Consider the following 10,331-nt stretch of genomic DNA (forward strand, 5'->3'; position numbering starts at 1 on the left):
CCACACGGGCGGTGCGCGCCGACGTGAGCAACTGACACCAACGTCCCTCGACAGCATCCGCGGTATGGGTCCCGGCGTTCGCCGGGACGACACCGGTGATGTGGCGCGGTCGTACCTAACCCACCGGCGATTTTAGCGCGCGGTCGCGCCCCGCCCCTCCGCTGTCGTCCCGGCCTCGAGCCGGGACCCATACCGCGTGATGTTTGTTGTCGGACCGGATTTGAGTCATTCCCGTCCGACAAGTCAGACGAATAAAAGCCGCTACGCCGGCTCCAGCACCATCAGTCCCGTCGCCGTGTTCGAGATCGGGATGTGGTAGTTCGCATGCTCCTTGCGGACCTTCTCCGGCAAGGTGCCGCGGGCGACCATCCAGTTCAGCAGCTCGACGCCCTGCGTGCCCGACAGCTCGACCAGCTCGGCGGTCGAGTACTTCGTCGCCCAGGCGGGGTCGTCGACCATGCTGGCCATGAACTTCTCGTCGAAGTCCTTGTTGATGAAGCCGGCGCGCTCGCCGTCGAGCTGGTGTGACAGGCCGCCGGTGCCCATCACGACGACACGCTCGTCCTTCGGCCAGGATTCGATCGCCCGCGCCAGCGCCTGGCCGAGCTTGTAGCAGCGCGCGGCCGAGGGCAGCGGCGCCTGCACGGTGTTGACGACGACCGGCACGACGCGGACCGGCCATTTCTGGTCCGGCCAGCACAGCGCCATCGGCAGGGTGAAGGCGTGATCGACCACCATCTCCTGGCAGGTGGTGAGGTCGAAATCCTCCTTCACCAGATGCTCGATCAGGTGCCACGACAATTCACTGTCGCCCTTGAACGGCGCGGTCTGCGGAATGCCCCAGCCCTCGTCCGCGTTGCTGTAGCTCTCGCAGGCGCCGACCGCGAAGGTCGGCATCTTGTCGAGGAAGAAGTTGAGCCCGTGGTCGTTGTAGACGAGCACGACGACGTCCGGCTTCACCTTGGCGAGCCATTCGCGGACATGCGGAAAGCCGTCGAAGAACGGCTTCCAATACGGATCCTGCTGAAGCCCCTTGGCGATGGCGCCGCCGATGGCTGGAACGTGCGAGGTGGTGATGCTGCCGACGATCTTTGCCATGATGCTTACCCCCGTGCCGCCAGAAGCTTGGCCTTGAACTGCTCTTTGGTCAGTCCGGTCTGCTGTGCGCCGATGTCCTGCATGTCCAGCCCGAAGATGCCGGCGAATTTTGCCAGGTAATAGGCGTTGCCGCCGGCCTCGATCAGCTGCAGCACGTTGCGGCTCTTGATCGCGGCGCGCTGCTGTGCGTTGAGACCATATTTGGCGCAATAGCCGTCCTCGTCGGCGACAAAGGCCTTGCGGTTGGCGGCGTCGTTGAACGAGTAGCACATCTTGTTGAGGGCATAGCCTTTGCGGGCCTGCTCGCCGTCGAAGATGGTAGTGCCGGGCACGGGCTGCCGGGCCGATGTTGCGGACATTGGTACCTCCCTTGAAAGCGTTCTGAGCGGCCGCGCTTGATCTGGATCAAACGCGGCGCGTTCCATGCCCGCCAGTATTGCCGGAACACACCGCCGATAAAGGCCATCAGGCCGATCTGATCCATGAGCCAATTCGATCATTTGGACCTCGACGGCCACCTGCTGCAGCTGCTGCTCGCCGTGATCGAGGAGGGCTCGGTGACGCGCGCCGCGCACCGGCTCGGCGTGACGCAGTCGGCTGTCAGCCATTTGCTCGACAAGCTGCGCGCCATCACCGGCGATCCGCTGTTCGTGAAATCCGGCCGCGGCATCGTGCCGACAGCCCATGCGCAGTTGCTGGCGCTGCGCGCCCGCGCGCTGCTGGACGATCTCAGAAGCTTCTCACACGCCGCCGCGTTCGAGCCGGCCAAGATCTCCGCGCAGGTGACGATCGCAGCCAACGATCTGCAGCGCGATTTGCTGCTGCCCACGCTGCTGCGCTACGCCCGCGCCCAGGCGCCGGGCCTCAGCCTGCGCGTGATCCCGTCGGGCGCGCCGACGCCGGAGATGCTGCGCGAGGAGCACTGCCAGCTGATCATCACGCCGCGCCCGCCCGAGGGCAGCGACATCCTGCAGAAGCGGCTGTTCGAGGACAGCTATCGCGTGTTCTATGACGCCAGCCAGCGCGAGCCGCCTGACAGCCTGGAAGACTATCTCGCCAGCGACCATGTCACGGTCCTCTACGAGCCGCGCCGCCGGCTCGACATCGACGAGGTCCTGGCCGAGCGCGGCATCGTCAGGCGCTTCGTCGCGCAGGTGCCGGGCTTCGGCGGCATCGGCCCGTTCCTGCGCGGCAGCCGCATGATCGCGACCTTGCCGAGCCTGCTGCGCGGCTACATGCTGCGCGGCCTTGCGATTGCGCCGGTGCCGGTGCCCTGCCCTGTCATGCCGATGTACATGGTCTGGCACCTGCGCCACCACGACGATCCACTGCACCGCTGGCTGCGCCAACAGCTCGAGATCGTGGTCGCGCCGAGCCTTGCCGCGGCCGCCGAGCACATGCCGGTGATGGTGTAGTCGGAGAGCACCTCACTCCGGCAAATGGCAGACCGCCTCGACATTGTTGCCGTCCGCATCGCGCACGAAGGCGCCGTAGTAGTGCTCGTGATAGTGCGGCCGCAGCCCGGGGGCGCCATTGTCGCGTCCGCCGGCCGCGATCGCCGCTTGATGGAACGCATCGACGGTGGCGCGATCCTTGGCGCGGAACGCGACATGCGTCGAGGTCGCGGCTTTGCCGCCGGTGCCGATCCAGAAATCCGGCCGGCCATCGCCGAAGCCGGCGTGGTCGCCATGGCCGCCCGTCTGCGCGTCGGTGATCTCCATCATCAGGACATAACCGAGCGGCGCCAGCGCGGCGGTGTAGAAGGCCTTGGCGCGCGCGAAATCGGAGACCGGAAAGCCGACGTGGTCGAGCATGAGGGATCCTTTTGTATCGTGACCAACCGACGATAGAGCGACGGTCCTGCGACCGCAACATCACGCGCCATCATCGCGCAAGGATGCGATGCGCCGTCGCAAGACCGCTCGCCAACGCCGCCTCGACCGTCCCCATGTCGCGCCCCTGATACAGCGCCTCGCCGGAGATCAGCACAGGCCCGCCGTCCCAGCGCGTGAGCACGTCCTGCGCGCGGCGCGTCGCCAGCGTCGCATAGGAATAGGCACCGCGCGCAAACGGGTCCTTGCCCCAGTCGGTCACATGGGCTGCAAGGAGGTCCTGCCGAAGCACGGTCACGGGCTTGTCAAAGATGCCCGCCAGCGCCGCCAATCCTGTCTCGATCAGCATCGTCTCGTCGAGCGCCTGGAAGGCGTCGGTCGGCGGTCCGGCAAGCCAGCCGGTCAGCACGGCATGATCGCTCGGATGCTGCGTCCACCACACCGGCACCTCGGCATCCGACAGTATGAACAGCATGTCCGAGAGATCGTGGCCCTGCATCGTCGTCCACCATCGCCGCCCGAAGCGCAGCAGCAGCTTGATGACGTTGCCGAAGCCGATGTCGGCCGTAGCGGCGACCTGCCCGCGCATCGATGGCGGCAGCGCGATGCTCTGCAGCAGCGGCAACGGCACGGCGAGAATGACCGTGTCGCCGCGATGCGTGCGGCCGTCGCGACAATGAACGGTCACGCCGCCATCAACGCTTTCGATCGCCGTCACGACGGATTGAAACGCGAAGCTCACGCCGCGCGCGCGGCATTCCGCGACAAGATGATCCAGCAGCACGCCATAGCCGCCGACGATGCGCGCCTGTCCGCCGCGCTCGCCGCCCATCCACTCCTCGCGGAGCGCGAAGACACTGGCGCGATCCGGATCGGCAGCGTCGTAGCCCTGGACCATGCCCAGCACGGAGTCGCGCAACGCCGCGAACTCCGCGCCGGAGAAATGCCGATCGAGCAGCGCCGTGACGGTGAGATCCTCCTTCAGCGTCGCCAGGACCTGATGCAGCCGCTCCATCTGCCGGTCGGCCGGATCGTTGCGCGTGAATGCACCGTTATCGACATGCCAGCGCTCGCCTTCGATCGGCTGCGCCGAGAGGCCAGCCTCCTTCAGCAAGCGATAGGTGACCGGCGCCTCGCCATGGATGAACTCAGCCCCAGCGTCGGCTCGGTAGCCGAACACGTCCTCTGCAAGCGGATGGATGCGCCCGCCGCAGCGATCGCGCGCTTCCAGCAGCGTCACCTGACGTCCGGCGGAGGTCAGCTCGCGCGCGGCCATCAGGCCCGCAGCACCGGCGCCGACAACGATGATGTGATCCCGTCCTTCAGCCATGGCTGGCCTGGGCCGGCACTGCAGAGCCGTTGGTGATCTTGTAGCGCAGCCACAACGCGCCGCCGGCCAGCGCCGTGCTGCTCTCGAGCGTCATCGCCGTGATCGGCGCCCGCTCGCCCGCCTCCCTGTCGGTGGAATCGAACACGCTGGGCGCGCCCTTGGCGCCGTCGACGGCCGGACACAGGACGAGATTGAACTCGTCGACCAGGCCGGCGCGCAGGAACGCGCCGTTGGCGCCGCCGCCGCCCTCGAGCAGCAGCCGCTTCACGCCGAGCTCGCGCGCGACAATATCGAGCACGACGGCCAGGTCGAGCTGCCGCTCGCCGGCAAAGATGTAGGAGACGCCCTCGCCGCGCAGACCGGCGAGATGCGCATCGGAGACGGCCTGCGTCAGCACGACCACGATTGGATCGCCGCCGATATCCGATCGGCCCCAGCAGATCTTGCCGTGGGCATCGAGCACGATGCCATAGGCCTTGGCATCGCGCCGCGCGATCCAGGTCTCACGCGGAAAACGCTCGGTCGTCGTGGCCGGATAGGCCGTGCCCTTGGCGAATTCCTGGCCGGTGACGCGGCCGATCAGCCAGGCATCGCCGCCGAGCTGGTCGTGCACCTGCTCGAACAGATCGCCGGATCCCTTCGGGCGCCAGCGGCTCGGCAGAGTACGGCCATCGACGCTCGAGGCCATCAGGCAGATCACGTCAGGTTTCATGAGCGCTCCTTTTCGGCATGCAACGAATATGGCTCCTCCGGGGCTTGTCAACGAAGCGGCGCAAATTTCGTTCGATCGCCGGCCATGTCCCGATGCGTGCCGTCGCCGCCCATGGCGCTGTCGTCCGACAGATCCGTCAGCTAGATTTGGCCGGAACGGAGCAGGTCATGGACGGCGCGACGCGCAGACGAAACGCCATTGGAATGCGCGGCGTCGCCTTGCTGGCGGCGGCGCTGGCCGGCCTTGCGCTCTGCGCAGCCGGACTCTGGCGGCTCGAAGCCGCGCGCGACGGTGTGAGCATCACGCAGCTGCAGGCCGGCACGACGCCCATGACGGTCTATCGGCGCGAGGGCGCCGCAGCCGCACCGGTGGTCGTCATCGCGCACGGCTTCGCCGGCTCGCGCCAGTTCATGGAGGCCTATGCGCTGACTCTGGCGCAGGCCGGCTATCTCGCGGTCTCGTTGGACTTCGAAGGCCATGGCCGCAATCCGACGCCGATGTCGGGCGATGTCACCCGCGTCGACGGCACCACGCGCAAGCTGATGAGCGAGATCGGCCGCGTCACCGACGCCGCCTTGGCATTACCGGGCGCCGACGGCCGTGTGGCGCTGCTCGGGCACTCCATGGCGTCCGATATTATCGTGCGCCAGGCGCTGGCCGATCCGCGCGTCTCGGCGACGGTGGCGATCTCGATGTTTTCGGAAGCGGTCACGGCCAACGCACCGCGCAACCTGCTGATCATCACCGGCGAATGGGAGAGCGCGCTGCGGGGGGATGCGCTGCGCAATCTCAAGCGTGCCGACCCCGCCGCGCGCGAAGGCGACACAGTGGGCGATCCCGCCGCGGGCAGCGGCCGCCGTGCCGTGGTGGCTCCCGGCGTGGAGCATGTCAGCGTGCTGTATTCGACGACGGCACTGCGCGAGGCGCGCGATTGGCTCGACCAGGTGTTCGGCCGCACCAGCAGCGGCCCGGTCGTCGCCACCGGAGGCGCGATTGCGCTGCTGCTCGCAGGCATCGTGCAGCTGGCGTGGCCCTTGACCGAATTGCTGCCGAAGAGCGATGCGGCGCCGCGTCCGATTCCCTTTCGTAACCTGGCCATCGCCACCCTGCTGCCGGCCGTGGTGACGCCGCTCGCGCTGCGCTTCGTCAACACACGCTTCCTGCCGGTGCTCGTGGCCGACTATCTCGCCGTGCATCTGTTCGTCTACGGCGCATTGTCGCTGGCGCTGCTGCGCCTGATGGGTGTTCGTTTCGGCCGCGTGGCCTGGCTCGCGGCGCTCGCACTCGCTGCCTATGGCATCGCCATATTCGGCGGCGCGCTCGACCGTTATGTCGCCTCGTTCATGCCGATCCCGGCCCGTCTGCCGATCATCGCCGCGATCGCCGTCGGCGCCGTTCCCGCCATGCTGGCGGACAGCATCGCCAACCAAAGCGGCCATGCCGCGCTGTGGCGGACGCTGTGGATACGGGCTGCCTTCCTGGCTTCGCTCGGCGGCGCGGTGGCGCTGGATCTCAGACGGCTGTTCTTCCTGCTGATCATCATTCCTGTCATCGTGCTGTTCTTCATCGTGTTCGGATTGATCGGCGGCTGCGTCGGCCGCAGGACCGGCTCACCGATGGCGGAGGGCATCGGGCTTGGCCTGATCCTGGCGTGGTCGCTCGGCGTGTCGTTTCCGATGTTCCTGCCCGGCTGATACTCTGGTCACAGCTGCACCCGTAGGCTGCCGCGTGATATCAATCCGGGAGAGGAGGCGCGCATGGCGAAACACCGCATCTACACGACGAGCTTCGCGAGCGTGTACCGGCTCTACGTCGCCAAGGGCGAGAAGAAGGGACGCAGCAAGGCCGAGGTCGATCAGATCATCTGCTGGCTGACCGGCTACGATCACAGCGGGCTCGAGGCCCAACTGGAGCAACAGACGGACTTCGAGACGTTCTTCGCGCAGGCGCCCGCCATGAATCCTGCGCGGTCCCTGATCAAGGGCATGATCTGCGGCGTTCGCATCGAGGAGATTGAAGAGCCGACGATGCGGGAGATCCGCTATCTGGACAAGCTGGTGGACGAGCTTGCGCGCGGCAAGACGATGGACAAGATCCTGCGCCAGCCGTGATCGGCTCTCGACGCGCGCGGTTGCGCTCGCGGCTCAGTCCTGCTCCTGCCCCGGCGCTGGCCGCAGCATGAAATGACCGAACGCGGTCGCGATCGGCTTTGTGGCGTCATCCTGCCAGGCACGCGCCTCGAAGGCGACGACGCGGCGGCCCTGCTTGACGATCGACGCGGACGCGATGCTGTCGAGCGCACGGCCCGAGCGGAGATAGTTGATGGTGAGGCCGATCGGCTTCGGCGGCGAGACGCCGAGCTCGCGCATGACGGTGACGATCGCAGCCGTTTCCAGAAACGCGCCGGTCATGCCGCCATGGATCGCGGGCAGCACGGGATTGCCGATGATCTGCTGCGAGAACGGCATCACCAGCGTGTCGTCGCCAGCCAGGCGAATGCCGAGACAGCGCGCGAAGGGGCTGTTGGCAAACAGGCCCGTGGCATCCTCGGGCGCTTCGAGCGGCGGCGGCGCGCCGGTGAAAGCGGGGCGATCCGTGAGCATGTTGGTGCGGTTGGCAGCGATCATGAAGCAGGCAGTCGCGGTGGCAACCGGCTCGCTCTCCTCCTCCTGGTAGGCGGTGGCGCGCACGAAGGCGATCGAGCGGGTGACGCGGTAGCACACCGCATGCGCCTTGATGTCGAGCCCGGGCGTCGCCGGCTTCTGATAGTCGATGCGCAGGTCGAGCGTGGCGATCGCGCTGGCGCCGTCGAGCGCGAGCTGCACCGCCATGCCGCAGCTCTCGTCGAGCATCGCGGTGACGACGCCGCCATGGATCACGCCGGTATCGCTGTCGCCGACAAACACGTCGCGATACGGCAAGATCGACCACGCTTCGCCCGGCGCGAAGCGCTCCATCCTGAGCCCGCTGATATGACCGTAGACGGAGCGGCGATGCCGGATCGCCTCGGCGAGCTGCTCGAAGGGCAGAGGGGCGGCGGTGTTCGGGGTGTCGGACATGGCTGCGACTTAGATCATGATCGGATCAGGCTGCGAAGTGCTTTTCCGCTGGGTGAGCCTCGCGTGCGAACAGCAGCCTGATCCCGAAGGACACCGTGACATCGAGCCGAGCTCGCGGCGTGATACTCCCCAATGACAACCTTCGGATGCGTCGATGGCTTACCGCACCTTGAAGCGCACATCTTTGTAGTTGAGCAGCCGATGCCGTCCACGCGCGCCCCGCAAATCTACGTGCTTCGAATGTCGCGCGAACGCAGTGCGCTTAGAACATTGGCAACCTTAATATGGTCATAATGCTCTCAATCGAATCCCGGAGAGCCATCGATGCACAAATCCACCAAGACGCCGGACGTTCCGCCGAAGAGCGGCACGGCCTCCCTCCGTGTAGCCATGAGCCTGGCGCTTGCCGCGAGCGCTGGCGTGATCTGGTGGAGCGGCGGCGGCGCCAAAAGCTTCTCCTTTGCGATGGATCAGTCGCCTTCGCTCGAGACCCGCGTCGCCGCGTTGACCGCGGAGCTCGGTCAGCTCAAGGCGGAGACCGCAAGGCTGCGCGACCGTCAGAACGATACGTCCGGCGAGCTGATCCAGCTGCGCGCCAGCCTCACCAGCACGGAGACCGGCCTTGCGAGCTTGCGCACCGCCGCCGACGAGACCGAGGCGCACCGCCGCGACGTGGCCGACAAGATCGAATCCGACATCGCGCTGCTGAAGCGCCAGGCCATCCGCCTGCGCACCGCGCAAGAAGACACCTCGGCCGAGCTCGGCGGGCTGCGCGCGGCGGCCGCGACCAACGAGATCGGCATCGACCAGCTGCGCTCCACCACCGGAGAGATCCGCCAGCAGGTCGCCCGCATCGAGACCGCCCGCGAGGCCACCAGCTCAATCAGCCGCACGGCCAAGCATCGCGTCCGTCGCGTTGCGCGCACGACCGAAACCGAGCCGCAACTCGTCCAGCCATTCGTCATTCAGTGGCCCGGCGTCGTGCCCGCAGGCCGCAATTGACCTGGTGGACCGATTCACGAGGCGGCTGACCACGCTCCGGGCGTGGTCAGCCAGCGGCCCGGCTGGTCACCACCAGCTCGGCTGCACCGGCCGGTAATAGACCGGCGGGCCACGCCGGCGCGGTGGCGCCACCGGCTGGCCGTCCCAGCTGCGCTGGAAGAAATTGCCGAAGCCGTCGTCATATCCGTCACCGCTCGCGACGTCGACATTGGTGGTCGGCCGCCGCGTGACGAAGCCGCCCTGCGGCTGATTGCTCAGCACCGCCACGAACTCCGTACGATAGTTGGTCTCGCTCGACAGCGGCTCGTCCGAGACGATGATCGACGAGCGTGGCACTGCCGTCGGCGCGATCCGGGCCAGCACGTCCTTCGGAATGGTGATGCGGTCGAGCGCATCCTTGGCGTCGTCGCCGTCGTCGATGGTGACCGCCGTCCAGCGCAGCCCGGCGCCGTTCTGCGCCACCGCCGTGAAGATATGCGTGCCGAGCGGCCGGTCGGGATCGCGAATCGTGACCGGCGACTCGATCGAGGTATCGAACACCTCGCCGCCGCCGTCGGGCGCCGGCTTGTGGGTGTTGCGCCGGACATACAGCATCTGCGTCGATCGGCTGATGTAGACCGACACCGGCTCGGCTGCGAGCCTCGCCTCGGTCGCCGCCTTGCTGGTCTCGGACTTCTTCGCGGTAGCCGCCTTGGCGGCGTCCTTCGTCGTGGCAGCCGCGGCGAGCTTCGCCGTCGCATCCGTCTTGGCAGCCTCGAATTGCGCCGCCGCCTCCGTCGCCTTCGTTTCAGCCTTCTGCTTGGCGTCCTCCGCCTGCGCCTTGGCTTGATCGGTCTTGGCCGCGGCCACCTTCTTGTCGGCGAATTTCAGCTCGGCCTCGGCCCGCGCCTTGGCCTGCTCCAGCTTGCGCAGCGATGCCTTCAGCGCCTTGGCGTCCCGCTCGGCGGCCGCCGCGGCCGACTTGGCCTCATCGGCGACCCTGGCGGCGTCCTCGGCCTCGCGGCTCAATGTCGCAGCGCGCGACGGTACGGCGGCGACGGCGTCGGCACTCGGGTTGAACAAGGTGGGATGCGAGAACTCGACCGGCGCCGCATCGCCGGGCGCGATGATCACGCGCATGCCGATCCAGGTCCGGTCGAACAGCTTCTCGGCAAATCCGTAGGGCATGCGGACGCAGCCATGCGAGGCCGCATAGCCCGGCAGCGGACCGCCATGCAGCGCTACGCCGTTCCAGGTGATGCGCTGCATGTTCGGCATCCAGGCATCGTCATAGAGCGTCGAATGGTGGTCTTTGTCCT

General features: G+C 67.3%; 11 protein-coding genes. 4 read left to right on the forward strand and 7 right to left on the reverse strand.

The annotated features are described in order from the left end of the window. Positions 1–261 precede the first annotated feature (261 nt). Entirely contained in the window at positions 262–1,098 is an 837-nt protein-coding gene (locus tag BRAO375_RS04505; protein ID WP_009026268.1) for a class III extradiol dioxygenase family protein, read from the reverse strand. Positions 1,099–1,103: 5 nt separating this feature from the next. Then, on the reverse strand, positions 1,104–1,457 hold the full coding sequence (locus BRAO375_RS04510) for a protocatechuate 4,5-dioxygenase subunit alpha (RefSeq protein ID WP_009026269.1): 354 nt from the start codon (positions 1,455–1,457) through the stop codon (positions 1,104–1,106). Between the two features lie 123 nt (positions 1,458–1,580). On the opposite strand from BRAO375_RS04510, the gene BRAO375_RS04515 reads away from it, so the two are divergent. Continuing rightward, positions 1,581–2,513, forward strand: coding sequence for a LysR family transcriptional regulator (locus BRAO375_RS04515; protein WP_009026270.1), 933 nt, complete (start codon positions 1,581–1,583; stop codon positions 2,511–2,513). Between the two features lie 12 nt (positions 2,514–2,525). Here the strand turns inward: BRAO375_RS04515 and BRAO375_RS04520 are convergent, their stop codons facing one another. The 3 genes from BRAO375_RS04520 to BRAO375_RS04530 form a co-directional block, all read right to left on the reverse strand. Beyond that, entirely contained in the window at positions 2,526–2,912 is a 387-nt protein-coding gene (locus BRAO375_RS04520; RefSeq protein ID WP_009026271.1) for a VOC family protein, read from the reverse strand. Positions 2,913–2,982: 70 nt separating this feature from the next. Further along, the gene (locus tag BRAO375_RS04525; protein WP_009026272.1) at positions 2,983–4,260 is read right to left on the reverse strand and encodes a flavin monoamine oxidase family protein; all 1,278 of its coding nucleotides are present in this window, start codon (positions 4,258–4,260) and stop codon (positions 2,983–2,985) included. Further along, complete coding sequence (locus tag BRAO375_RS04530) at positions 4,253–4,972, reverse strand: RibD family protein (RefSeq protein ID WP_009026273.1); 720 nt, start codon at positions 4,970–4,972, stop codon at positions 4,253–4,255. Before BRAO375_RS04530 ends, BRAO375_RS04525 begins: the two co-directional genes overlap by 8 nt. A gap of 167 nt (positions 4,973–5,139) precedes the next feature. On the opposite strand from BRAO375_RS04530, the gene BRAO375_RS04535 reads away from it, so the two are divergent. Together BRAO375_RS04535 and BRAO375_RS04540 are read left to right on the forward strand one after the other, a co-directional pair. Further along, positions 5,140–6,666 carry a serine aminopeptidase domain-containing protein gene (locus tag BRAO375_RS04535; RefSeq protein ID WP_009026274.1) on the forward strand — a complete coding sequence of 509 codons (1,527 nt, stop codon included), beginning with the start codon at positions 5,140–5,142 and terminating at the stop codon, positions 6,664–6,666. A gap of 63 nt (positions 6,667–6,729) precedes the next feature. After that, the gene (locus BRAO375_RS04540; RefSeq protein ID WP_009026275.1) at positions 6,730–7,083 is read left to right on the forward strand and encodes a DUF2200 domain-containing protein; all 354 of its coding nucleotides are present in this window, start codon (positions 6,730–6,732) and stop codon (positions 7,081–7,083) included. 33 nt (positions 7,084–7,116) lie between these two features. Here BRAO375_RS04540 and BRAO375_RS04545 read toward each other — a convergent pair whose 3' ends face one another. Continuing rightward, the gene (locus tag BRAO375_RS04545; RefSeq protein WP_009026276.1) at positions 7,117–8,031 is read right to left on the reverse strand and encodes a PaaI family thioesterase; all 915 of its coding nucleotides are present in this window, start codon (positions 8,029–8,031) and stop codon (positions 7,117–7,119) included. Positions 8,032–8,355: 324 nt separating this feature from the next. On the opposite strand from BRAO375_RS04545, the gene BRAO375_RS04550 reads away from it, so the two are divergent. Next, positions 8,356–9,033, forward strand: coding sequence for a hypothetical protein (locus BRAO375_RS04550; protein WP_009026277.1), 678 nt, complete (start codon positions 8,356–8,358; stop codon positions 9,031–9,033). 66 nt (positions 9,034–9,099) lie between these two features. On the opposite strand, the gene BRAO375_RS04555 is transcribed toward BRAO375_RS04550, so the two are convergent. Further along, positions 9,100–10,331: L,D-transpeptidase (locus BRAO375_RS04555; RefSeq protein WP_035638930.1), on the reverse strand; the 1,232-nt coding region annotated here is incomplete at its 5' end.

Origin of the sequence: Bradyrhizobium sp. ORS 375 (assembly GCF_000239775.1) — a bacterium.
GTDB lineage: Bacteria > Pseudomonadota > Alphaproteobacteria > Rhizobiales > Xanthobacteraceae > Bradyrhizobium.

What these genes read in the sequence shown, in the direction of transcription:
- BRAO375_RS04505 (WP_009026268.1), bottom strand. Translation starts at nt 1,098, where the DNA reads ATGGCAAAGATCGTCGGCAGCATCACCACCTCGCACGTTCCAGCCATC.
- BRAO375_RS04510 (WP_009026269.1), bottom strand. Translation starts at nt 1,457, where the DNA reads ATGTCCGCAACATCGGCCCGGCAGCCCGTGCCCGGCACTACCATCTTC.
- BRAO375_RS04515 (WP_009026270.1), top strand. Translation starts at nt 1,581, where the DNA reads ATGAGCCAATTCGATCATTTGGACCTCGACGGCCACCTGCTGCAGCTG.
- BRAO375_RS04520 (WP_009026271.1), bottom strand. Translation starts at nt 2,912, where the DNA reads ATGCTCGACCACGTCGGCTTTCCGGTCTCCGATTTCGCGCGCGCCAAG.
- BRAO375_RS04525 (WP_009026272.1), bottom strand. Translation starts at nt 4,260, where the DNA reads ATGGCTGAAGGACGGGATCACATCATCGTTGTCGGCGCCGGTGCTGCG.
- BRAO375_RS04530 (WP_009026273.1), bottom strand. Translation starts at nt 4,972, where the DNA reads ATGAAACCTGACGTGATCTGCCTGATGGCCTCGAGCGTCGATGGCCGT.
- BRAO375_RS04535 (WP_009026274.1), top strand. Translation starts at nt 5,140, where the DNA reads ATGGACGGCGCGACGCGCAGACGAAACGCCATTGGAATGCGCGGCGTC.
- BRAO375_RS04540 (WP_009026275.1), top strand. Translation starts at nt 6,730, where the DNA reads ATGGCGAAACACCGCATCTACACGACGAGCTTCGCGAGCGTGTACCGG.
- BRAO375_RS04545 (WP_009026276.1), bottom strand. Translation starts at nt 8,031, where the DNA reads ATGTCCGACACCCCGAACACCGCCGCCCCTCTGCCCTTCGAGCAGCTC.
- BRAO375_RS04550 (WP_009026277.1), top strand. Translation starts at nt 8,356, where the DNA reads ATGCACAAATCCACCAAGACGCCGGACGTTCCGCCGAAGAGCGGCACG.